Here is a 23,885-nt window from a genome sequence, read left to right as displayed (position 1 = left end):
GCGGGTTCTGGTATGCTGGCGCCCATGAAGAAGAACGTCACGGTCATAGGGGGCGGTCTTGCGGGGAGCGAGGCTGCCCTGTCGCTGGCAGCGCGCGGCATCGCCGTGCGGCTGGTGGAGATGCGCCCGGCCACGCCAACGGCGGTGCACCACACCGACGGCCTGGCCGAGCTCGTGTGCTCCAACTCCCTCAAGTCCACCAAGCCCGACAGCGCCGCGGGCATGCTCAAGACCGAGCTTGCCCGGCTGGGCTCGCCGCTCTTCGCCGCGGCGCGCCGCCATCGGGTGGCGGCAGGCGGCGCCCTGGCGGTCGACCGTGCTGCGTTCTCCGCGGACGTGACCGCCCAGGTGGAGACGGCGCCCCTCATCGAGCTCGTCCGCGAGGAAGCCGCAGACGTGGCTGCCGAGGCGGCCCGGGCCGACGCGGTGGTGCTCGCCACCGGCCCGCTCACCTCAGAGGCGCTCTCGGACTCCCTCGCCGCCCTCGCCGGCGCCGATCACCTGGCCTTCTACGATGCTGCCGCGCCGGTGGTCATGGCTGACTCGCTTGACTACGGGCGCCTGTTTCGCCAGAGCCGCTACGAGGAGGGCGCGGGCGACTACCTCAACGCTCCTTTTGACCGCGACGAGTACGAGGCGTTCATCGATGCGCTCCTCGGCGCGCGCCGCGTCATCGACAAGGCCTTCGGGTCGAAGGACCTCTTCCAAGCCTGCCAGCCCATCGAGGAGATCGCCCGCGCTGGGCGGGATGCGCCGCGCTTCGGTACCTTGAAGCCGGTAGGGCTCATCGATCCGCGTACCAGACGGCGCCCCTGGGCGGCCCTGCAGCTGCGGGCCGAGGATGCCTGCGGCCAGAGCTACAACCTGGTGGGATTCCAGACGAACCTGGCCTTTCCCGAGCAGGAGCGGGTCTTTCGGATGGTGCCGGGCCTCGAGCATGCGGAGTTCGCCCGCTATGGCGTGATGCACCGCAACACGTTCATCGACGCGCCGCGCCTGCTCGACGATCACGGGAGGCTCGTGACGGGGGCCGCGCGGCGCCTGCCGGCACCCATCTACGTGGCCGGCCAGCTCGCCGGCACCGAGGGCTATGCCGAGGCCATCCGCTCGGGGCTGCACGCGGCCCTGGCCGTCGCCGCCGACCTGCGCGGCACGGTCCTTCCCGCGCTGCCGCGGCAGACGGCCTACGGGGCGTTGCTCTCCTACGCCACCGACCCTGCGACCGTTGACTACCAGCCCATGCACGTGAACTTCGGCATCATGGAGCCGCTTGATCCGCCGATCCGCAACAAGGGCGCTCGCTACCATGCCTACGCCGAGCGCGGGGCGACGGCGCTTGAGGCCTATGCCCGGGCGCTCGAGGAGGCGGGGCTGCTCGCGCCGGGCGGAGGGACGCCGCCTACTTGGCCGGCCGCGGCCGGGGCGGGAGCCTGCTAGCATGGCAGCCGACCTCTCGCCTGAAGACGAGGCGCTGCCGGGGGTGGATGACCTGGAGGCCTTCTGCGGGGCTCTGCGCGTCGAGCGCGGGCTCTCGCCCCATACGGTTCGCGCCTACCGGATCGACCTTCTCGACTACCTGCGCTGGGCGGCGCGCGTTGGCGTCGATCCCCTCGCCGTCACCCACCGCCAGCTGCGTCGCTACCTGGGCGAGCTCGACCAGGCCCGCTATGCCCGCAGGACGGTCAATCGCCGCCTGTCGGCCGTGCGCGGCTTCTTCCGCTGGCTCAACGTGACCGGGCGCGTGGAGTCTGATCCGGCGAGCGTCCTTCAGGGGCCGAAGGTTCCCGCATCGCTGCCGAAGGTCATCCCCGCCGCCGACATGGCGCGCCTGCTGGCCGTCCACGGAAAGCGGCAGCTGGACGGCACCCCCCGCGTGCAGACCCCTCAGGACATGCGTGACCTGGCCCTCCTCGAGTTCCTCTATGCCTGCGGCGCCCGTATCTCCGAGGCCTCGGGGCTTGCCCTCGACGGCGTGGACTTCGAGCAACGTCAGGTCAAGGTGCTCGGAAAGGGCGCGAAGGAGCGCATCATCCCGCTGCATGAGATGGCCCTCGACGCCATGCGCGGCTATCTGCTGGCGGCGCGTCCTAAGCTGCTGGCCGGAAGGGGGTGTGACCGGTTCTTCGTCTCGTCGCGCGGCAATCCCATGGGAACCGACGCCATGCGCAAGATGTTCAAGGCCACGGTTCGCGCCGCCGGCTTAGACGACAGCCTCTCGCCGCACGACATGCGCCACACCTTCGCGACAGACCTGCTCTCCGGCGGTGCGGACCTGCGCTCGGTGCAGGAGATGCTCGGGCACGTGAGCCTGTCGACCACGCAGATCTACACGCACGTCTCGCCCGAGCGGCTGCGCGCCGTCCACGCGGCGGCCCATCCGCGCGCCTAGGACCGGACAGCGCCTTCCGCGCCGGATTGGCCGTGGTTACCGGCCCATGGCGGCCTGATGACGGTGGCGTGGCAAGGTGACGGGACGGCTCCGGCTGACCTACGCGAGCCCCTCTGAACGTCACCGGTCTTGGGACAGACGGTGCGCGTTCGGCGTGGATCGGCGTGGACGCGGGACAATCGCCTCCAAGAGCTGAAACCCTGCGGCGGGACGCCGCGGGAACCGGCGAAGGGAGGATCCCATGAGTCGCAAGAAGGCAAGGACGCTGTTCTGGGCCGCGCTCGTCGTCTTGGCCTACATCCCCTTCTTCCTCTAGCGCGCCGGGCTGCCGGATCGCGTGCTGCCAATTATGGACACTCTTTGAACAACGAACAAAAGTTCCCGTTCTGCGATTGTCGCCGAGGGTTTTGGGTTAGAATGGGCGCCCTGAGAAAACCTAAGTCCGGCGGCAGGGACGATCCTCGCCGCCGTGCGTGAAGCAGAGGAACGAACCAGTCTATGGGACAAAGCGAAATCGTCATCAAGGGTGCGCGCGAGCACAACCTCAAGAACGTCGACCTTACCATTCCCCGCGATGAACTCGTGGTCATCACGGGTCTTTCCGGCTCGGGCAAGTCGAGTCTGGCCTTCGACACCATGTACGCGGAGGGCCAGCGTCGCTACGTGGAGAGCCTCTCCAGCTATGCGCGCATGTTCCTCGGGCAGATGTCCAAGCCCGACCTCGACTCCATCGACGGTTTGTCGCCGGCCGTCTCCATCGACCAGAAGACCACCTCGAAGAACCCGCGCTCCACGGTGGGCACCACCACGGAGATCTACGACTACCTGCGCCTGCTCTACGCGCGTGTGGGCATCCCCCATTGCCCGGAGTGCGGCCGGGAGATTCGCCGTCAGACCACCGACCAGGTGACTGACGAGATCCTGCGGCTGTCCGCGGGGGAGGAGCGCAAGGCCATCATCATGGCCCCGGTGGTGGCCGGCCGCAAGGGCGAGTTCACCAAGCTGTTCGCCGACCTCCAGAAGGAGGGCTTCTCGCGCGTGCGCGTGGATGGCGAGATCGTGAAGCTCGATGGCGAGGGGCTTACCCTCAACAAGAAGATCAAGCACTTCATCGACGTGGTGGTGGATCGCGTTACCTTGAAGGAGTCGGCCACGAGCCGCATCGCCGAGGCCGTGGAGCTGGCTACCAAGCTCGCCGAGGGACGGGTGCTCGTCCAGGTGATGGGCGCGGACGGCAAGCCCCAGGGCGCGTCGGGCGGCACCTCGTCGGGAGCCACGGGCGGTTTGGGGGCGGGGGAGCACCTGTTCTCGCTGGCGCTCGCCTGCCCTGAGCACGGCCACTCCCTGGACGAGCTCCAGCCGCGTGACTTCTCGTTCAACGCCCCCTACGGCGCCTGCCCGGACTGCCTGGGCATCGGAAGCCGAGATGAGGTGGATCCCTCGCTCGTGGTGCCCGATCCGTCGCTGTCTTTGGAGGAGGGCGTCATCGCGCCGTTCAAGAGCGGCAACTACTACCCGCAGGTGCTGCGCGCCGTGGCCAAGCACGTCGGCGTCGATCCCGCCACTCCCTGGGAAGATCTGCCGGCCAAGGCGCAGAAGGCCATCATGAACGGGCTGGGCAGCGAGAAGATCCGCGTAGACTACGTGACCGTGGACGGTCGGGATACCTACTGGTACCTTGAGTGGGAGGGCGTGCTCGCCGCGGTGCAGCGGCGCTACTCGGAGGCCCAGTCCGACGCCCAGCGCGAGAAGATGTCCGCCTACTTCGCCACCATCCCCTGCGCTACCTGCGGGGGTAAGCGCCTCAAGCCGGAGATCCTCGCCGTCACCGTGAACGGGGAGTCCATCCACGGCGTTACGGAGATGTCGGCGGGGGAGTCGCTCGCCTTCTTCGAGGGGCTCTCCTTCGAGGGGCAGGACGACTACGTTGCCGGGCCCATCGTGAAGGAGATCAAGGCGCGCCTGCGCTTCCTCGTGGACGTGGGCCTGGACTACCTGACGCTTGAGCGCGCCACGGCCACGCTCTCGGGCGGCGAGGCGCAGCGCATTCGCCTGGCCACCCAGATCGGCGCCGGTCTCATGGGCGTGCTCTACATCCTCGACGAGCCCTCCATCGGCCTGCACCAGCGTGACAACGAGCGGCTCATCGCCACGCTGGAGCGCCTGCGCGACCTGGGCAACACCGTCATCGTGGTCGAGCACGACGAGGACACCATCCGCGCGGCGGACTTCGTGGTGGACATGGGACCTGGCGCCGGCGAGCGCGGCGGCGAGGTGGTGGCCGCGGGTACCCCGGAACAGGTCATGGCGGCCGAGGGTTCGCTCACGGCTGATTACCTGTCGGGGCGACGCTCCATCGCGGTGCCCGCTGAGCGCCGCCATCCCAAGCGCGGCTCGCTCAAGATGACGGGCGCCACCGAGAACAACCTGCAGAACGTGACGCTCGAGGTGCCGCTTGGCACGCTTACCGTCATCACCGGCGTGTCGGGCTCGGGCAAGAGCTCGCTGGTGACCGATACCCTGGCGCCGGCCCTGGCCAACCGCCTGAACCACGCCCATCGACGTACGGGGCCCTACCGCAAGATCACGGGCCTTGACAAGCTCGACAAGGTCATCAACATCGACCAGAGCCCCATCGGGCGCACGCCGCGCTCGAACCCCGCCACCTACATCGGGCTGTGGGACGACATTCGCGCCCTGTTCTCCTCGACGACCGAGGCGAAGGCCCGCGGCTACGCCCCGGGACGCTTCTCGTTCAACGTGAGCGGCGGCCGGTGCGAGGCCTGCAAGGGAGATGGCCAGATCAAGATCGAGATGCACTTCCTGCCGGACATCTACGTGCCCTGCGAGGTGTGCGGCGGCCATCGCTACAACCGCGAGACGCTCCAGGTCACCTATCGCGGCAAGAACATCGCCGAGGTGCTCGACATGACGGTGGAGGACGCGCTCTCGTTCTTCGAGAACATTCCCGGCATCAAGCGCAAGCTCCAGACGCTGTTCGACGTGGGGCTGGGCTACATCCGCCTCGGTCAGCCCGCCACCACCCTCTCCGGCGGCGAGGCTCAGCGCGTGAAGCTGGCCAGCGAGCTGCAGAAGCGCTCGTCGGGCAAGACCTTCTACATCCTCGACGAGCCGACCACCGGCCTGCACTTCGAGGACGTGCGCCAGCTCCTGGTGGTGCTCCAGCGCTTGGTTGACGGCGGCAACACGGTGCTCGTCATCGAGCATAACCTGGATGTCATCAAGAGCGCCGACCACATCGTCGACCTGGGCCCTGAGGGCGGCGACCGCGGCGGCCGCATCATCGCGCAGGGCACGCCGGAGCAGGTGGCCCAGGTGCCCGAGAGCCATACGGGCCGCTTCATCGCGCGTATGCTGGGAGACTAGCGCATGGGCCGGGGCGACGCCGGCGGCTGCCCGGCGGCGTCCGAGGAGGCGCGCCGGCCACGCGAGGGCGTGAGGGAGCGCGAGGGGGTTGGAGGATCTGTCTGCGCGGGCGGTGCGAGCGTGGGCGCAGGCGCCCGTCGAGATGACGTCGAGGGGCCTGGGCTTGAGAGGTGGCCGGGGGAGGGCGAGGCGCCCGCGAGGCGCTCGCAGCTGCTTCGCGGGGTGGTGTGCGCGCTTCTCGGCGGCGTGTTCTGGGGCTTCTCGGCCAATTGTGCCGAGGTGCTCATGGGAAGCTACGGGGTGTCGGTGGAGTGGATCACCTGCGTGCGCCTGGCATGCGCGGCGCTGTTCTTCCTCGTGCTGGCCCTCCTGCGGGATCGGCGTCGTGCCGCGTCCGTCCTGCGCGACGGGCCCTCCCTGGCGCGCATCGCCGGCTTCGCCCTGCTCGGCATCTTGCTCACCCAGGTGAGCTACCTGTCAGCCATCGGGTCGGCGGGCGCGGGGACGGCGCTGCTCCTCGAGCAGCTGGGCCTGGCCCTCATCATGCTCTACGCCTGCTTGGCTGCGCGCCGGGCGCCCGTCCGCCGCGAGGCGGCCGGCCTTGCCTGCGCGCTCATCGGCGTCCTGCTCATCGCCACCCAAGGTGATCTGTCGACGCTCGCGGTGCCTGCGGATGGTCTGGCCTGGGGCCTCATATCGGCGGTGTCGCTTGCGTTCTACAACCTCATGCCCGTGCGGCCGCTCGCGCGGTACGGCTCGTTTCTGGTTACAGGCGTCGCCATGGCCATTGCCGGTGCGGTGGCCCTGGCCGTCTTTCGCCCCTGGGAGCAGCCGGTGTCGCTCCCTCCCGAGGGCTGGGCGGTGTTCGCGGCCATCGTGGGCGTGGGAACCATCCTGGCCTACCTGCTGTTCGTCCAGGGCATCAAGGACGCCGGGCCGGTGCGCGCCGGCCTTTTGGGGAGCATCGAGCCCGTCTCGGCCATGGTGATAGCGGCATGCTGGCTGGGGACGCCGGTGACGGCGTGGGATGCTGCGGGCGCTGCGGCCATCGTCGCCATGATCTTCCTTGTGAGCGAGCGCGAGGGGCCCTAAGGCCCGCTAGCCGCCCCGCGCGGCTGCTCCCAGCTGTTTCTGAAGGCCCCTTAAGCGTTGCGGTTTTCCTGTCCGGGCGGGCCGTCGGCCGGGGGTGCCAAGGGACGCGACGGCTGGTCACGCTATAATCCGATCATTATGGATAAGGCCTCACGGGAAAAGATCGCCCTCGTCGTGTTCGCGCTCCTCGTCGTGTTCGCGGGCGTGGTGCTAACCGGCTATTTCTCCACGGCGCGCACGTGGAACGTGGCTGCCTCCTTCGTTGACGACACGGTGGGCCGCATGGACGGCTACACCGTCCTCGTCTACTCGGGCACCGTGAGCCCCGACGAGGCTGTGGCCGACGAGCCCCCCGCCGGCGAGTCCCCTGTCGATCCGGCCACCAACAGCATCGGTCTGGCCACCCTTCCCATCCTCGGCGCCTTCAATACCGTGGAGGACGAGGAGGGTGCCGTCTTCGTCTCCGACGTCCGCGCGATGTACGAGCAGAAGGACGCCGCCGTGCTCTCGATCGACGCCTCCGACCTTGCCCGCTACGTCGAGCCCCAGGTGCTTCGCGCCGGCGGGCGGCGCATCGGCGTCTACTCCCTCGACGCCTACGCGTCGGGCACGCTGCTCGCGCTCTATGAGAAGCGCCTGCGTGAGGAGGGCGCCGAGCTGGTGGTCTGCCTCACTCGGCGAACCGCCCTGATCGGCTCCTTCGACCATGCGGACGTGGTGGTGGTCACCGGGCCTGAGAAGGGGCTTACCACTGGCGGCGAGGATCGCGGCCGCGCCTTCGTGGTGGAGTCTCCCGAGCGCGGATCGGTCGGCGTGGTGGTGGTCACTTCGAGCAACGTGCGCTCGGCGCGGGTGATCGAGGGCTAGGTCAGTCCTTCGGGAAGCGGATGTTGAGGTCGACGGTGCGCCCGATGCCGGCCACCTCGCCTTCGTTGGTGTACTGCCAGATGGAGAACCGTCCGAGGCGGCTCGGGATGGTGGAGCCGTACTCGGCGAACCAGATGCCGTAGTCGGAGAGTTCCTTGAGCGAATAGCGGGCCAGGTCAGCGGCGTTTCCGTAGACCATGGCGGGATAGCCCGCCGCGGCGATGCGGTCGCAGAACGCCTTGGCGTTGGCGGTCATCTGCTCCACCGAGAGGTCGTCAGCGCGGCCCTCGACCCCCTCTACCGGCTCGTGGTCGTAGACGATGGGGTAGGCCAGCTCACGGCCCTTCAGGCGGGCGATCACGAAATCGGCCTCCTCGATCGCCTCCTGCTCGTTGACGGCCTGCGAGAAGAAGTACGCTCCCACGTCGAGCCCGGCCTCGCGTGCGCCGGCCATGTTCTGCGCGAAGAACTCGTCTTCGCGCACCTCGCCCTCGGCCGCGCCGCGCCAGCCGACGCGGATGATGGCGAAGTCGATGCCATCGCCGGCCACGGCCTGCCAGTCTATCTCGCCTTGATGCTCGGACACGTCGATGCCGGCCTGGGAGGCTACGTGGCCATCGACGGTGTAGACCATGCGCCCGTCCTCCTCGTGGAGATCCTCCCAGTTGGGGGCCGAGTGCGACACGAAGTCAGCGGAGGTGGGGCGGTCGCTGTGCGCGGCTGGGGAGCAGGATCCCACGGCCGCGGCGATGCCCCAGGCTATGAGCAGGATGATGACGACGGCCGCGGCGATGCGCGTTCGGGGGGATGCGAGCAGCGTCGAGGCGCGCGCAGGGAGCGAGGAGAGCGCGGTGCGGACGTGCTTGAGGAGCTCAGCGGCCGAAGGCGCGTTTGCGGGCTTGCCGGACGGGCGCTCGGCCCGGCGCGACTCCTCGCTGCGCTGGGCCGCGTTGGTCCTGCCGTTCGTCTGGCGGCCGCGTGCGGAGCGCTCTTCTGTCCGAGCGGGGTTATGGCGCGGGGAGCGCCCGCCCTCGGGCCTGCGCCGCGCGCCCGAGGCGTCGCGCCGGGCCTCCGTGCGAGGGGAGAGGCGTCCCGAGGGGCGTTCTCCGCGCGCTTCGTCACCGGAGCGCTGCCGCTCGGAGCGACCGGTTCCCCCGCCTTCCCCGAAGCGGGAGCGGGAGGACGCAGAAGCGGCTCCGCGCCGTGTCCGGCTGGAGCTGCGATCGCTCTTTCGTGGCTGATTTTCCATACTTGAGAGGATACACGAAAAACCGAGAGGGCGCAGGGATTCTCCGTGTCAAGAGGGTGAGATTGCCCATAGGTTGTGCGAAGGCCGTATGCGGGGCGGTACATCTTGTGGGAGGGATGAGGGGCGGCTGGTGGCCGCGGATGCTTTTCGAAGGGTGCAACGCGAAGGGGGCGGGACCTGCGGCCCCGCCCCCTTCGACTACGCGAGCGTGCGATTTTACGAGCAGCGTTCCTAGACGACGCCCTGGGCCATCATGGCCTCGGCGACCTTCTCGAAGCCGGCGATGTTGGCGCCCATGACGTAGTTGCCCTCATGGCCGTAGCGCTTGGCCGCGTCGTCCATGGCGTGGTAGATGGACACCATGATGCCGTTGAGCTTGGCATCCACCTCCTCGAAGGTCCAGGACAGGCGCTCGGAGTTCTGGGACATCTCCAGGCCCGAGGTGGCCACGCCGCCGGCGTTGGCGGCCTTGCCGGGGAAGAACACGACGCCGTTCTCCTGGAGGTACGCGGTGGCGTCGAGCGTGGTGGGCATGTTCGCGCCCTCGGCGAGGATCTTGCAGCCGTTGGCCACGAGCGCCTTCACGTCGTCGATGAGCACCTCGTTCTGGGTGGCGCAGGGCAGCGCGATGTCGCAGGGAGTGACCCACACGCCGCGGCCCTCATGGTAGGTGACGCCCTCGCGGCGGGCGGCGTACTCGGAGATGCGGCCGCGCTCCACCTCCTTGATCTGCTTGACCAGCGCAACGTCGATGCCCGCCGGGTCGTAGATCCAGCCGGTGGAGTCGGACAGGGTGACCACCGTGGCGCCGAGCTGCTGGGCCTTCTGCGTGGCGTAGATGGCCACGTTACCGGAGCCGGAGATGCAGACGGTCTTGCCCTCGAAGCTGTCGCCGGTGCACTTCAGGTGCTCCTCCACCAGGTACACCAGGCCGTAGCCGGTGGCCTCGGTGCGGGCGAGCGAGCCGCCGAAGGCCAGCCCCTTGCCGGTGAGCACGCCCTCGAAGACGTTCCTCAGGCGCTTGTACTGGCCGAACATATAGCCGATCTCGCGGGCTCCCGTGCCGATGTCGCCGGCCGGCACGTCGGTGTCGGCGCCGATGTGGCGCTGGAGCTCGGTCATGAAGGACTGGCAGAAGCGCATGACCTCCCCATCGGACTTGCCCTTCGGGTCGAAGTCGCAGCCGCCCTTGCCGCCGCCCATGGGCAGGGTGGTCAGGCTGTTCTTGAAGATCTGCTCGAAGCCGAGGAACTTGATGATGCCGAGGTTCACCGACGGGTGCAGGCGCAGGCCGCCCTTGTAGGGGCCGATGGCGCTGTTGAACTGCACGCGGAAGCCGCGGTTGACCTGCACCTTGCCGGCGTCGTCCACCCACGGCACGCGGAACATGACCACGCGCTCGGGCTCGACGATGCGCTCGAGGAGGCCGGCGGCCTCGTACTCGGGGTGAGCCTCGATGACCGGCTCCAGGGACTGGAGCACCTCGGTGACGGCTTGGATGAACTCGGGCTGCTCGGCGTTCTTCGCCTTCACCTGCTCGATGACATCGGATACGTAGCTCAAAGCGAACCTCCTCTTGTTAGCGGGGACGGCGCCCCGCGGGGCGCGAGGGCTACCGGGTGTCGGCGCCTCGCTCGCGGACGAGGCCATTATAGAAAGCGCGCTAAAGGGCTTGGGGATTATTTAACGTTCGCGAAACAAAGGGCCGGCGAGGGGCCGTTGCGCCTGGGGGAGGGGAGCCGGGCGTCTCACAAGAGCGTGACGGGCGCCGTCGCGCGGGGGCGGGCGCGGTACAATGGGCGCATCAGATGAGGACGGAGGAAGGACGGCCCATGGCATACTGCCCCCAGTGCGGCGAGGCCCTCGACGAGGGTGCGCGCTTCTGCGCCGAGTGCGGCGCGTCCGTGGCGTCGGCGAAGGCATCGCGCGGTGCGGAGGCCGCGGGCGTCCCTGCCCCGCGCCGGGCGGATGCTTGCTCGGACGAGGCCGCGGAGGAGCGCACCGCGCGCCCGGCTAAGGCCGCGTCGGCGAGCGCTCCCGCGGTGCTGCGGGCGTCAGGCCGGGCACGTTCGGCCGGCGAGGCCCGCCGGGCTCCTGAGGGAACCGCGGTGATGCCGCGTGTTCCCGATGCGGCGGAGCGCGCGGCGGATGCGACGCGGGCGATGGACGCGCTTGCCCCCGCCGGCGGGGTGCGACCGGTGACAGGGCCCGTTGCCGTGGGGTCGGGCGCGAGCCGGCATCGCCCGCCGGTGGCCGTGCCGCAGGCCAGCCCCGTGGGCTCGCGCCGCCCAGTCACCTACTCGGCGCGCAATACCGTCCGAAAGAGCCGTGTTCCCCTCGTTCTCGGCCTCGTCGTGGCGGCCGTGCTCGTCGGCGTGGGCGGGTTCGCCGCCGTTACCGCGGCCAACCGTGCCGACGAGGGGGCCGACGCGCCGGCGACGAGCTTTCTGCCTGGCGACGAGGCGGCTGACGCACCGGCTCCTGCAGCGCCGTCGCCGGAGCCGGAGGCCCCGCGCGAGCCTGCCACGGCGGAGCGGTTGCCGGCCGCCGAGGCCGACCCCCAGGCCGCGGCCTCGCTCACGTCGTTCTACGGCGGGCTGCCCGCGCTCGACGCCAAGGTGGGAGAGGCGGCCCAGGAGTTTAACGGCCTCTACCTCAGCGGGAGCCCGGAGGAGCGCCGCGTGGCGCTTGATCGCTGCGAGGAGCTGCGCGCCGACATCGCCGAGGCGCGCGACGAGGTGCGGGCCCTCGGCATCCCCGACGCTTCGCCCTACCACGGCTGCGCCGAGGACATCGCCGCGCTCTACGAGGACCTCTACCAGCGCATCGACGTCATCATTCGCTCCTGGGAGATCGATGTGGGGTTCGATGATCCTGCCGGTCACTCCGATGAGATATGCGCGCCCATGGCGGCCGCCAACGAGGGAGGCGTGAGCCGCTACCTCAGGGACTACCAGGAGCGCTACCCCGGCGCCGATCCCGCCAAGGTGGACGCCTGAGGCTCGCTGCCCGGCGCTCCCGCCGCTGCGCGCGTTGTTTTTTTTTTGGCGCCAGGCCGTTCTGCCGCCTGAATCTGCACAGTTTTGACGACTTTGCGACGGAGGCAGAGGGGTGCCCTTCGGGTTGCTGTGGATAGCGCCTGCTCATCAATATTCTTGAATAGGGATAAATCGCGTTGAACGCAAACGGGGCCCGTCGGGGCTTCCTAGTCGCGGGTGATTTGTCGCAAAATCGTCGAAACTGTGCAGTTTGACGCTGCTGCCGTCACGTCTGGGCGATGATCCTCGGAGAGGCGCCGGGGTCGGCTCGCTCCTGGGCGCACGGAGCTGCTGCCCGCGAAGGCGTCCGTGGCCTTGTTCACCCGGGAGTCGGCTCGCGCCCAGGCGCACGGGGCCGCCGCGCGGTAGAATGGCCTTTCCGAGAGACGAGGGGAAGGGAGGCGCCATGGCGCTGGCGACGATGGAGGAGGCCCGGCAGATCCTGGCCGACCGGTTCGGCTACGACCGCTTCCGCCCGGGGCAGGAGGCCTTGGTGGAGGCGGTGCTCGCTGGCCGCGACGTGCTGGGCGTCATGCCCACGGGCGCGGGCAAGTCGCTCTGCTACCAGGTGCCCGGCGTGGCGGCCCGCGGCCTGGCGCTCGTGGTGAGCCCGCTCGTGTCGCTCATGGGCGACCAGGTGCGCTCGCTTTTGGAGGCGGGCGTGCGCGGGGCCTATCTCAACTCCACCCTCACCCCCGGCCAGCAGGGAACCGTCATGCGCCGCGCCCTGGAGGGCGCCTACGACGTCATGTACGTGGCGCCCGAGCGCCTGGCTGACCCGCGTTTCCTCGACTTCGCCGGCCGGGCGGACATCGCGCTCGTGGCGGTGGACGAGGCCCACTGCGTGTCCCAGTGGGGCCAGGACTTCCGGCCGTCCTACCTGGCCGTGGGGGAGTTCATCGCGTCTCTGCCCGCGCGGCCCCCGGTCTGCGCGCTCACGGCCACCGCCACCGGCCGCGTGCGGGCCGACATCACGCGCCTTCTGGGCTTGCGCGACCCGTTCGTCCTGGTCACCGGCTTCGACCGCCCGAACCTGCGCTTCGACGTGGAGCGGCTCGACCCCAAGCGCAAGATCGCGCGCATCGCCGCCCGGGCCCTCGCGCGGCCGGCGGAGTCGGGCATCGTCTACTGCTCCACGCGCAAGGACGTCGAGAAGGTGCACGAGGCGCTCGTGGAGGCCGGGGTTCCGGCCACCCGCTATCACGCGGGGCTGGCGAAGGGGGAGCGCGCCGCCAACCAGCGGGCCTTCATCGATGATGACGCGCCGGTGATGGTGGCCACCAACGCCTTCGGCATGGGTATCGACAAGTCCAACGTGCGCTACGTGGTGCACCACAACCTGCCCGGCTCCATGGAGGCCTACTACCAGGAGGCGGGCCGCGCCGGGCGCGACGGCGAGCCGGCGGAGTGCCTGCTGCTGTGGAGCGACGGCGACATATCCACCTGCCGGTTCTTCATCGAGCAGGAGTCCGGCAACGAGGAGCTCACGCCCGAGGAGGGCGAGGTCGTGCGCGCGACGCGCCGGCGCATGCTCGAGGCGATGGTGGGCTACTGCTATACCGTCGAGTGCCTGCGCGGCTACATCCTGCGCTACTTCGGCGAAGAGGCGCCGGGGGCCTGCGGCAACTGCGGCACGTGCGAGGGCGGCGTGGAGGCCGTGGACGTGACCGCCGAGGCCCGCGCGGTCATGCGCTGCGTCCATGAGCTGCGCGGGCGCTTCGGGAAGGGGGTCGTCGCCGATGTGCTGCGCGGGCATGCGTCCGACCGCGTGGAGGAGCTGGGGCTCACGGCGGCCGCCTGCTTCGGCGACCTGGGCGAGGGCGCGCCCGCGGGGCCGGCCGGCACGCCGCTGCCGTCCGCCGTGCCGGCAGCGCGCATCCGCGAGGTGGTGGAGCTCCTGGCCGCAGGCGGCTACCTGGTGGTGACCGAGGGGACGTACCCCACCGTGCAGCTGGGCCCGCGCTTCCGTGAGGCAGCCGAGCCCGGGTTCTCCCTGGCCATGAAGTCGGTGCCGCGCAAGGCGACGCGGGCGCGCGGCGCGGCAGTAGCTGGCAGTCGCGCCTTCGGGGCTGCGGGAGGCGCGGCCTCTGGCGACGAGGGGCTCTTCGAGTGCCTGCGGGCGCTGCGCAAGGACATCGCCACGAAGCTGGGCAAGCCGCCCTACGTGGTGTTCTCCGACGCCGCCCTGCGCGATATGTGCGCCCGCCGTCCCGCCACCGACGAGGAGTTCCTGGAGGTGTCGGGCGTGGGCCTCACCAAGCTCAAGCGCTACGGCGAGGACTTCATGGCCGCCATCAGGGATTATGAGGCGGGGTAGGAGCAAAGAGCCGGGGGACACCCCCCGGCGACTTGGAAGAAATTCCTATGCGGAATCTCTCGGCTCGTTTTTAACATGGGAATTTGGTCGTTTCCTATCGAAATCAGAAAAATACGCTATTCCTCCGGAGTCAGCTGAAGGTGCTGTTTGATATAGAACTCTTCCATTGGAGGCATATTCTCGTCGGCAAAGAAGAGAACAGCGTAACCGTCTGCCCATCCAATAACGTAGTCAGCATTGATATTTGCTATTAGGCAGGCGATGGAGAGCTGGGGCGCTCCATCAAGTGTGAAGTTATAGTGGTAGCCAGCCACGTCGATCATGGATTCTCGCGTGGAGATGCTCTCCTCCACTGCCCATCGCCCTTCCCAGCTGGGAGGAAGCTGAAGGGTGAAGAAGCGTGTCTCATAGCGAAGATTGGGACTAAGCTCTTCACCCTCGGCTGTACTGCCCTCGGTTTCGCTTTTAGCTGTGTTGTCCGGGGATGAAGACGGCTTCGTCGAGGGTTGTTGTCCCTGCCTCATCCCCAAGCAGATGCTAGTGGTGGCCGCTATGAGCAGAAGGCTGAGGAGGATGGAGAGGATGATAGGCTTTTTCGAGGGCTTCTGGGCATCCATGTTATTTCACTCGAATAGTGGGCTTGATCTGCTCGTCGAAATAGTCTGCGGAAAAAGAGGCGATAGATGATTCGGTGGGAGCGTTGGCAGCTTCACCATAGGTGAGCTTGTTCCCTGTCTGGAGGCGAATGCACTCGTCCATTACGTCATTCGGCAGCATATATTCGCTAGAGATGTAACCAGTTCGCGCGAGGCTTTGCGCGTTCGAATAGGCGACGTAGGGGTAATTGGTCCTGCAAAACTCAATGCGCTGTCCTCGGCTGTTGTCGCGCCAGTAGATCATGCCGGCGCCTATGTCTCCTCCTATGAGAGGTGTATGCTCGTCTACTACTCCGACGGCGAGAATCACCTGAGACGCGGAGGGGTCGTTCTTGGAGCGGATGTAGATGCTCGTACCGGAATAGATTATGTCCACCTTGCCGATCCAGTACTCGGGGATGTCGAAAGCGACGAACTGGTTTTCCACGTGGGTATCCGTAGCTTTATCGGAGGTGAGTGCGGGAATGATGATGGTGGGGTAGAGCTCCTTGAAGCGGACGTAGGAGCGGTTGTTGCCCGTCTCGTCCTTTGCGCGGTTGAGCGGCTCGAGGATCTCGGCCTCGTGGCTGGCCGGTGATGAGTAGGAGAGGCTTATATCCCAGGCGGCGGTGATAGCCTCTATACGGTTGTTCAGACAGGCGTACAGTTCGATGATGTCTCTCCAAGCTTGGTAGCAGGAGGAGGACACGGGAATGTCGAGGCTGGAGACTTTTCCGTAGGCCTTCTTGATGTCATCGGCGAGCGAATAGGCGTTATCGGCATGAGTTTGACGCGCTGAGGCGCTTCCGAGGTAGTTCTCGTTGAAGCTCGTTGCGGCGCCGCTCACCATCTGGTCATATGAGGCAGCACCTCCAAGAGCGCCTTCGAGCTCCACTATGGTGTCCAACTCGTCAGCATTCGTTGGCTGGTCGGCATCAGGGGAAGACGCCTCGCCCTCTGGCTCGCTCTTCGCCTGGCTGGCCGTAGCCGTGCCTCCGCCTTCCGCGGCCCCTGTATCGGGGAGGACGGAGGGCTCCCAGGGACGCAGCGCGATGACGATGCCGCAGGAAATGAGGACAGCGGCAGCCAGAATTCCAACTGCTGCGAAGCGAACGTTGCGGGAACCTTGGGGTGCTGGAGCATCCGCCTTGATGACTAGCGGCTTGGCGGATGCCCCGTCGTCAGCGTCCTCGACGGGCTTCATGACGAGGGTTGAGTTCGGCTGCCCGCTGAAGACACGGGGGAGCGCGTGCGTGCGGTCGTCGTCGGGAGCGGCGACGGCGGGAAGAACGCAGGTGGCCTCCTCGTCGCCCGGAGGCACAGCGTCAGCCAGCGTCTTGCTCCGTGCGCAGCAGCCGAGGGCGTCGCCCATCTCCTGCGCGGAGGGGAAGCGGTCGGCGGGATCCTTGGCGAGCGCTCGCATGACGACGGACGAGAGCGCCGCGTCGACGGCCGGATTGGCCTCGTGGGCTGCCACGGGGTCGCTGCCCACGTGCTGTATGGCGACGCTGATGGGATCGGGCCCCGAGAACGGGGGCTGCCCGACGGCCGCCTCGTAGAGCACGGCGCCGAGGGAGTAGATGTCGCTCGCTGCGGTGAGCTCCTTTCCCTGAGCCTGCTCGGGGGAGAGGTAGCGGGCGGTGCCGAGGATGGTGGAGGTTTGGGTCATGTCGGAGCCGGCTACCTTGGCGATGCCAAAGTCCATCACCTTCACCGACCCGTCAGGGAGGATCATGATGTTCTGCGGAGCGATGTCCCGGTGGATGATGCCGCGATCGTGGGCGACGGAGAGCGCGGCACATACCTGGAGGCCGATCTCGGCGACCCGTTGCGGGGAAAGAGGCTCGTCGCTGGCCAGGAGGGTTCGCAGGTCGTCTCCGCGCAAGAGCTCCATGACGAGATAGCAGTCCTCGCCATCCTGGCCCCAGTCGTAGATAGTGACGATATGGGAATTCTGCAGGCCGGCTGCGGCCTTCGCCTCTTGGTGAAAGCGCTTGGCGAAGCTGGGTTCGGCAGCGTATTGGGGCAGCATCACCTTTACGGCGACCTCCCGGTCGAGCACGGCGTCGCGGGCCGCATACACTGCGGCCATGCCTCCCATGCCGATGCGCTTGCTGAGTTCGTAGCGCCCGCCTAGGATTCTCCCGTCCATCTCCCACCTCGCTTCGCTGTCGCCCTTGGCCCCTTCCTGAAGGGGTTAGGAGTCATAGGCCGGCTGAAAAAGACCTCTCCCGGAATGGAGGGTAGCATTTTCGGTGGGGGGGGGGTCTACCCTCAGTGACCATGAAATCGCGTCAGGTAGGATATAGATCGGTGGACATCCCGGCCTTGCTGCTGGGTGCCGCCTTGCTGGCTGGGTGCGCGCCGGCCGCCTTGGAGGTGACCTTCCCCGAATCGGCGCCGGTGCCTAGCATGGAAGACGCGGCCCTCGCCACTCTCCGGGAGGCACGAGCGCAGCTAGACGACGCGGATGCTGGGAATAATGCGGCGACGCTGAGGCGCGCCCTCGACATCGAGGAGGACATTCGGCCGGCCCTCGACCATGGTCCCAAGCCGCCTTCGGCCCAACGCTACCTCGTCTTGCATGACACCGAGGGCGACGGCGCGCCCCGCGAGGTGGTCGACTATTGGGATCGTCAGGGGAAGGGCGTCGGGGCTCACTTCGTCATCGGGCGCGATGGCTCGATCGTGCAATGCGTCCCCCTGGATCGCATCGCGCATCATGTGGGCTTCGGCGATGCGGGGCATAACGTTTCCTTCGGCGTGACGGATGAGTCGCGCGATGACCGTCGAGGGTCGGAACCCATCGGGTCGTGGGCGCCGGACTACGGTATGAACTCTTACTCGGTGGGAATAGAGCTCGTCCACATCGGAAACGGAGACGGCTACCCCAAGGCGCAGCTCGAGGCGCTCGACGGGCTCATCGCCTACCTTGATGCGTACTTCGAAGCGCCGAGCACTATTATCGATCACAAGGCCTGGCGGTCAGGGAACTCCGACACGTCCCCCGAGTTTGCCGGGTACCTGGCTAACTACCAGAAGACGAGAACCCATGACGGCAAGAGGCGGGAAGAGGTGCCCGAGGAGGGGTCTGGCGACATGGGGGAGATCGTCGGCAGAAGCAAGCGCGGCTCCTCCGGGGTGTTCGGTCGCGGCGCATAACGAAAAAGCGGCCGGCGGGATTGATCCTGCCGGCCGCTTTTGGGTTCGGGGCGCCTTACGCCCAGACGGCGCGCATGAAGTCGGCGTAGACGTCGTCGATGATGGAGGCGGTGCGGCCCACCAGCTCGGTGAGCACCTCGCCGCCGGTGGGCTCGGAGATGATGGCGTCAGCCTCGGCGATGAGGTCGTTGTCGTCGTCGATGTAGAACTTCACCCAGCGGAAGCGCGTGTTGGCGCTGTTCACGGCCAGGAGCACGGCGGCCGTCTTGTCGGCGGGCACCGAGACGATGGGGGACGTGACCACCTGGGCGCTCTCACCGTCCATGTCGAAGAAGACGTGGATGCGCACGTGGTTGTAGGAGAAGTCGCCGCCGCCGAAGTTGAGGGCCACGAGGGGCTTGTCGCCCTCGGCCACGTCGATGCGGTCGAACTTGAGCCCGTGGGCCTCGAGGGCGCGCTCGAAGTCAAGGGCCTGGGAGTTTGCGTCTGCCATGGTGATCCTTTCGCCGGTTTCTGCTGCCATGCCTATGTTAGCGCTCTTGGGGCGCGACGGCATTCAGAATGTCCTCGCAGGCGCGCAGCTCGCTGACGAACCGCGCCCGCTCCTCGGCGGCTTGGAGCTCCTCGGGGGAGGGGGCGTCCTCGGTCGGCTGCGTCGCGACGGACGCGGGGTCGGCCTCGGGCTCGGCTGAGGCGGCGCCAGCGGACGCCGCCTCAGCAAGGGCGTCCTCGGAGGTCGGCGCGGGCGTCGTGGCTGGGGCGGGCGCGCCTGGCGCCGGCCGCGCGTCAGGCGTCGTCCCCTCGGCGTTCGCGCAGGCCGGCTTGACGCCCCCCGGTGCAGCCTGGCCCTCCTCCGCGGCTTCGCGGGCCTCTTTCACGCCCTTGCCGCCCAGGGCCGCCTTCAAGCTGGCCAGCAGGTCGGATTCTTCAGGCTTGGTGCTCATCGTCGTGCTCCTTGATCGTGCTCTCATCTGTCATGGCCGGGGCGGAGGCCTCCTCGGCGGCAGGGGATTGGTGGCGCTCCCAGAGCGCCGCGATCTCCTCGCCGCGCAGCGTCTGCCCCGCGAGCAGCGCGTCGCGCAGCTTCTCGAAGGCCTCCTGGTTCTCTTCGATGACCGTGCGCGCCCGCTCGAGCGCCGCGGCCAGCAGGTCGTTCATCTGGGCCAGCACGGCGGCTGGCAGCTCGGCGGTCTTGCACGCGTCCGGCCCGCCCGCCGGCGGCACCAGCTGCACGAGGCCCGCCTCAGACATGCCGAAGGTGGCCGCGTAGGAGCGGGCGCAAGCCGTGGCCTGGGCCAGATCGGAGCTGTTGCCGGCCGAGAACGCGCCGCATTCCCGCTCCTCGGCGGCCATGCCCGCCATGAGCATGGCCAGCTCAGCCCGCAGGTCGGCGGCGGTAGGCAGCGGCCGGTCGCGCTTCTTCTCGTGCTGGACGTAGCCGAGGGTGCCCGTGCCCTCCTGCTCGATGGTGATGACCTTGATGTCGGTGCGGCCCGTCTCGGCGAGCCCCACCACGGCGTGTCCCGCCTCGTGGGCCGCCACGCGCCGGCGCGCCTCGGCGTCGGCGGCGTCCACCGGGTCGAGCACCGGGGTGGCCGACAGCTTGCAGAAGTGCTCGACGCCCGGCACGTCGTCGGCCTCGATGACGCGCACGTCGCCGTCCGGCCGCGCGGCGCGGCGTGCGATGACCTGCTGCACCACCTCGTCGGCGAATCGTCCGTTGCCGAAGTTCTCCACGTTGTGGAAGTAGCGCAGCGCCTCAGATGCCCGGGCGAGCGCGCCCTCTCCCAGCACGAACCCGGCGGCTTCCATCTTACGGCGGAACATCTCGGTCAGGTCATCCGGCTCGTAGTCCTCGAAGCGCAGGCGGTAGCCGATGCGCGAGGCGAGCCCCGGGTTCGCGTCCATGAACGCGCGCATGGGGCCGTCGTAGCCGGCGAGCATCACCACGAGCTCGCCCTTGCGATCCTCCATCGCCTTCACGAGCACCGCGAGCGCTTCCTGGCCCGAGGAGCTCTCTACGAGCGCGTAGGCCTCGTCGATGAACAGCACGCCGCCGAGCGCCCGCTCGATGAGCTTGGCGGTCTCCTCCGAGGTGCCGCCCACATACCAGCTGACCAGGTCTTTCGCCTGCACCTCGGTGAAGCGGTCGCCGGGCACGGCTCCGGCTGAGAACAGGATGCGCCCGATGATGCGCGCCACGGTGGTCTTGCCGGTGCCAGCCGGGCCGGTGAGCGCCATGTGCAGGTTCTGCGGCGGCAGAGCGAGGCCCTCGGCGGCAGCACGGGCGCGAAACGCCGTCACGCGCTCGATCTCGCGCACGCGCTCCTTCACCTCGGCGAGGCCCACCAAATCGGCCATGAGCTCGTCGGCGGTGCCGCACGTCCCGTCCACCACGTCCATCATCTCGCGGCGCGTGGGGATGTCGTCGGCCTCGATGACGCGGCTCGCCTCGCATCCGGCGTCGCGGGCGGCCACGGCGTGCTTGATGAGCGCGCGCTGGAGCACCTCGCAGGCGAAGCGTCCGTTGCCGAAGCTCTTGAAGCCGGCGAAGTAGCCGAACAGCTCGTCGAGGCGCGCGTCTACGCCTGGCGCCGCCTCGAAGCCCCCGCGAGCGAGCTCCTTCGAGAACACCTCGGCCAGCTCCTCGCGCGTGAGGTCGGCGAAGTGGAACGTGTAGCCGATGCGGGAGGCGAGCCCGGGGTTCGCGTCGATGAAGTCGGCCATCTCGCGCTCGTAGCCAGCCACGATGACCACCAGGTCGTCGCGGTAGTCCTCCATGAGCTTGACGAGCTCGGCCAGCGCCTCGTAGCCGAAGGAGGCGCCGTGGTGCGCGTCGGGGACGAGCGCGTAGGCCTCGTCGATGAACAGCACGCCGCCGCGAGCCCGCTGCACCACGTCGAACACCTGCTTGTCGGTGTGGCCCACGTAGCGCGCGATGAGATCCTTCGACGTGACCTCCACGCACTTGTTCTGGCTGATGATCCCTATCTTGTAGAGCATGGTGGCGATGATGCGCGCCACGGTGGTCTTGCCGGTGCCGGGGTTGCCCATGAAGGCCATGTGCAGGTTGGTCTTGGGCATGGCCAGCCCGCGTCCCTCCGCCTGCTTGGCGAACAGCGCGTAAGCCTCCAGCTGGCGGATGGTCTCCTTCACCGAGCGCAGGCCGACGATGTCGTCGAGCATCTCGGCGAGCGACGAGGAGCGGTAGCGGCTCGGCGGCAGCGTGAGGGTGCCCCGCGCGTTGGCCGTCTTGGCCAGATAGTCGGCGAGCTCCTTGCCCCTGAAGGGCAAGATGTCCATGTTGAACTCGACAAACGCGATGAACTCGTCGCGGAAGGCATCGTCGGCCTCGGCGCGGAGGGCCTCGTCGAGCTCATCGAGGTAGAGCTCGTAGACGTCGGCGGCGGAAAGCCCCGCCAGCTCGAGGCGGTGCTCGCCGAGGAGCAGCTCGAGGGTGGGGGAGAGCCCGAGGAACCGCGCGAGCTCGCCCTTGGTGCCGGCGAGCACGAGGTAGCGGTGATCCACCACGTGCCCGAAGCGCTCCACCAGGTAGCGGGCGGAGAAGTCGCGCTCGGGATCGCGCTCGAAGAAGTCGTCGAGCCGGTCGACCACGTAGAGGCGCCGCGCTGCGAGGTTCTCGTCACGCGTGGCGTGGAAGGTGGCCTCCACGGGGTTGACCGAGCGCAGGAGCGCGCCGATGTGGCGGCGCTCGAGGGCGTCCTCGTCGATCTTGCCCATCTTCGCGAGGATGTGGGCCAGATCGGCCGTGAACTCGTCGAGGTAGGTATCGTCATCCACCACGAGCACGCCGGCGAAGTCGTCCTCCGAGCGGGCGAGCAGCAGGTTGAGCGCCGTGTCCGAGCGGATGAGGCGCGGGCCCCACGTGCGGCGGAAGCGCGCGATGGCGCGCGACACGTCGAGCGCCTCCGAGTAGAGCGGGATGACGGTGGCGCCCAGGTCGTCAAGGGCGCGGAAGCACGCGGCCAGGGCGAAGGGGCAGAGCGCGCGCGGGCAGGCGTCGCCGCGCGAGCACTTGAGGTCGGCGTGGCCCTGCTTCATGACGGCGCCGCGCGCCCGCGGCAGCGTGCCGTCCAGGAGCGCGCAGGCTCCGGACTCCACGCAGCTCGCGGCCACGGAGGCCGCGGCGGCGGGGTCGGCGAGCTCGAAGCCGATGGCCTGCCCGCCGAGGGCCGCGTCCTCCACCACGGCCACGAGGCCCTCATCGAAGAGGGCGGTTGCGGCGGCGAGGGCGGCGGCGTCCTCGACCGCGAGGTTGTCAAGGACCGACTCGACGTCGGTGCGCGTGTAGGTGAGCGCGCGGCGCATCATGCGGCGCCTCCTTCCTCATCGCGCCCGGCGGGGACGCCTGGCGCGTCTGCTGCTTTTTCGTCGGGCGCGCCGTCCTCTTCCGCCAGGCCGTGGGCGTCGAGGATGGCGCGCAGGTGCGCGGCGTAGGCGCGGGCCAGCGCGGTGGGCTTCTCCACCACCACCGCGTCGCCGAACTGGGCGAGCCAGCCGAAGAGCACGGGGCTTTCCATGGCGGTGACGGCTACGCGCGTCCAGCCCTCGTCGGCTGGCGTGGCCGTCACGTCACGGCCGAACCGGTCGATGACGCCGCTCATCGCGTCATCGCGGACGAGCAGCGTCAGGGGCACCGGATCGCCGCGGTACATCCCGAAGGCGCGGCGCTCATGCTCGGCCACGTCGAAGGAGGCGATGACCTCGTTGCGTGTGGACGGCTCGTCGGTGATCATGAGCGAGGACATGCGGTCGACCCGGTAGGTGGCCAGGTCGGCGTGCTTGTCGTTGTAGGTGATGAGGTAGTAGAAGCCGTCGCTGTACACGAGGTGCACGGGCGTCTCCACGTAGGGCTTGCCGTCGTGCTGGAGCACGCGCTTCTTGCCCGGTCCGTACTTGAAGTACTTGAACGACACCTTGCGCCGTTCGCGCAGGGCCTCGTGGATGCAGTCGACGTGGGAGAAGACGCTCTCGTTCTGCGTCCGCACGCGGCCCTCGACGTGGGTGCGCTTGGCGAGCGAGCGCGCCTGGTGGCGCGAGCCGAGGGTCTTGAGGGAACGCACGAGCGAGTCGGACTTGGCCTGGGTGAGGAAGCGCGAGCCTTGGACGGCGTCGGCGAGGAGCAGCAGCTCGGGCTGGGAGAACGAGCGCTTGACGAGGGCATACTCGACGGGACGGCGCGGCAGCGTGCCGATGTCCAACCCGAAGGAGCGCAGCGCCTCGATGTCGCGGTAGATGGCCTTGCGCTCAGCGGCGATGCCGCGCGCGGCCAGGTACTCGATGATCTGGGGCATGGTGAGCCCGTGGTCGGGGTCGGTCTCCTCGTGGAAGAGGCGAACGAGGTGGAGAAGCTTGAGCTTCTGGTTCTCCTGGGCCATGGGGCTTCCTCCTGATGGCGCGCTGCATCTGCTCCCCGCCGATGGCGAAAGAGCTTAACGAGTCCCAATTATAGTACAGCCCGGCATGATGGGGCGACTAAGATGGCGACATTCGGACAAGCATTCGCGACCGGTGGGTCCCACGGGGCGTGCCGAGGGTCAGGAGGTAGCCATGGAATCGAGGATCATCGCGTTCAGCCAGGCGGGCGCGGATGCGGCTCGCGCGTGCGGAGAGGGGAGCGCTGTGCGGTTCGGGCAGGACGCGGGCGCGGGGCGCCCTGTGCTCGGATGGGCGGGTGGCGCGCAGGCGCCGCGCGGCGCGCAGGCGGCTGGCTGCGCGGGGCGCGACG

Annotated in this window: 16 protein-coding genes; 8 read left to right on the top strand and 8 right to left on the bottom strand. The window is 68.5% G+C overall.

Annotated features, from left to right (window positions below; genetic code table 11):
- Nucleotides 1–24 precede the first annotated feature (24 nt).
- The 5 genes from trmFO to D1643_RS02515 all read left to right on the top strand — a co-directional run bounded on the left by trmFO (nucleotide 25) and on the right by D1643_RS02515 (nucleotide 7,735).
- Entirely contained in the window at nucleotides 25–1,437 is a 1,413-nt protein-coding gene (gene trmFO, locus D1643_RS02535; protein ID WP_160708298.1) for a methylenetetrahydrofolate--tRNA-(uracil(54)-C(5))-methyltransferase (FADH(2)-oxidizing) TrmFO, read from the top strand.
- Nucleotide 1,438: 1 nt separating this feature from the next.
- Nucleotides 1,439–2,389, top strand: coding sequence for a tyrosine recombinase (locus D1643_RS02530; protein WP_160708296.1), 951 nt, complete (start codon nucleotides 1,439–1,441; stop codon nucleotides 2,387–2,389).
- A gap of 498 nt (nucleotides 2,390–2,887) precedes the next feature.
- Nucleotides 2,888–5,776: an excinuclease ABC subunit UvrA gene (gene uvrA / locus D1643_RS02525; RefSeq protein WP_160708294.1), complete on the top strand. Its 2,889-nt coding sequence runs from the start codon at nucleotides 2,888–2,890 to the stop codon at nucleotides 5,774–5,776.
- A gap of 3 nt (nucleotides 5,777–5,779) precedes the next feature.
- Complete coding sequence (locus tag D1643_RS02520) at nucleotides 5,780–6,868, top strand: DMT family transporter (protein ID WP_160708292.1); 1,089 nt, start codon at nucleotides 5,780–5,782, stop codon at nucleotides 6,866–6,868.
- A 138-nt stretch (nucleotides 6,869–7,006) separates the two neighbouring features.
- Nucleotides 7,007–7,735 (top strand): hypothetical protein, encoded by a 729-nt coding sequence (locus D1643_RS02515; protein ID WP_160708290.1) that lies wholly within the window; start codon nucleotides 7,007–7,009, stop codon nucleotides 7,733–7,735.
- Nucleotide 7,736: 1 nt separating this feature from the next.
- Here D1643_RS02515 and D1643_RS02510 read toward each other — a convergent pair whose 3' ends face one another.
- Both D1643_RS02510 and gdhA read right to left on the bottom strand, forming a co-directional pair.
- The gene (locus D1643_RS02510) at nucleotides 7,737–8,474 is read right to left on the bottom strand and encodes a glycoside hydrolase family 25 protein (protein ID WP_370520269.1); all 738 of its coding nucleotides are present in this window, start codon (nucleotides 8,472–8,474) and stop codon (nucleotides 7,737–7,739) included.
- A gap of 741 nt (nucleotides 8,475–9,215) precedes the next feature.
- On the bottom strand, nucleotides 9,216–10,547 hold the full coding sequence (gene gdhA / locus D1643_RS02505) for an NADP-specific glutamate dehydrogenase (RefSeq protein ID WP_160708288.1): 1,332 nt from the start codon (nucleotides 10,545–10,547) through the stop codon (nucleotides 9,216–9,218).
- A 269-nt stretch (nucleotides 10,548–10,816) separates the two neighbouring features.
- Here gdhA and D1643_RS02500 point away from each other — a divergent pair, with 269 nt between their 5' ends.
- Nucleotides 10,817–11,983 carry a zinc ribbon domain-containing protein gene (locus D1643_RS02500; RefSeq protein ID WP_160708286.1) on the top strand — a complete coding sequence of 389 codons (1,167 nt, stop codon included), beginning with the start codon at nucleotides 10,817–10,819 and terminating at the stop codon, nucleotides 11,981–11,983.
- Between the two features lie 445 nt (nucleotides 11,984–12,428).
- Nucleotides 12,429–14,339, top strand: a complete 1,911-nt coding sequence (gene recQ / locus D1643_RS02495; protein ID WP_236643325.1) for a DNA helicase RecQ — start codon at nucleotides 12,429–12,431, stop codon at nucleotides 14,337–14,339.
- A gap of 116 nt (nucleotides 14,340–14,455) precedes the next feature.
- On the opposite strand, the gene D1643_RS02490 is transcribed toward recQ, so the two are convergent.
- Nucleotides 14,456–14,956: a hypothetical protein gene (locus tag D1643_RS02490; RefSeq protein ID WP_160708284.1), complete on the bottom strand. Its 501-nt coding sequence runs from the start codon at nucleotides 14,954–14,956 to the stop codon at nucleotides 14,456–14,458.
- A gap of 1 nt (nucleotide 14,957) precedes the next feature.
- Complete coding sequence (locus D1643_RS02485) at nucleotides 14,958–17,126, bottom strand: protein kinase (RefSeq protein WP_160708282.1); 2,169 nt, start codon at nucleotides 17,124–17,126, stop codon at nucleotides 14,958–14,960.
- A gap of 131 nt (nucleotides 17,127–17,257) precedes the next feature.
- On the opposite strand from D1643_RS02485, the gene D1643_RS02480 reads away from it, so the two are divergent.
- On the top strand, nucleotides 17,258–18,136 hold the full coding sequence (locus D1643_RS02480) for an N-acetylmuramoyl-L-alanine amidase (RefSeq protein WP_160708324.1): 879 nt from the start codon (nucleotides 17,258–17,260) through the stop codon (nucleotides 18,134–18,136).
- Between the two features lie 55 nt (nucleotides 18,137–18,191).
- Here the strand turns inward: D1643_RS02480 and D1643_RS02475 are convergent, their stop codons facing one another.
- The 4 genes from D1643_RS02475 to D1643_RS02460 are packed head-to-tail and all read right to left on the bottom strand — an operon-like array spanning nucleotide 18,192 to nucleotide 23,535.
- Nucleotides 18,192–18,629, bottom strand: coding sequence for a YbjN domain-containing protein (locus tag D1643_RS02475; protein ID WP_160708280.1), 438 nt, complete (start codon nucleotides 18,627–18,629; stop codon nucleotides 18,192–18,194).
- 37 nt (nucleotides 18,630–18,666) lie between these two features.
- Nucleotides 18,667–19,080: a hypothetical protein gene (locus D1643_RS02470; protein WP_160708278.1), complete on the bottom strand. Its 414-nt coding sequence runs from the start codon at nucleotides 19,078–19,080 to the stop codon at nucleotides 18,667–18,669.
- Nucleotides 19,064–22,468, bottom strand: coding sequence for an AAA family ATPase (locus D1643_RS02465; protein ID WP_160708276.1), 3,405 nt, complete (start codon nucleotides 22,466–22,468; stop codon nucleotides 19,064–19,066). The genes D1643_RS02470 and D1643_RS02465 overlap by 17 nt, the downstream gene beginning before the upstream one ends.
- Nucleotides 22,465–23,535 (bottom strand): YafY family protein, encoded by a 1,071-nt coding sequence (locus tag D1643_RS02460; RefSeq protein ID WP_160708274.1) that lies wholly within the window; start codon nucleotides 23,533–23,535, stop codon nucleotides 22,465–22,467. The genes D1643_RS02465 and D1643_RS02460 overlap by 4 nt, the downstream gene beginning before the upstream one ends.
- Nucleotides 23,536–23,885 lie beyond the last annotated feature (350 nt).

The sequence above is a fragment of the Enterorhabdus sp. P55 genome (assembly GCF_009911695.1).
Taxonomy (GTDB): domain Bacteria; phylum Actinomycetota; class Coriobacteriia; order Coriobacteriales; family Eggerthellaceae; genus Enterorhabdus.
This window is presented reverse-complemented; position numbering and strand designations above follow the sequence as displayed.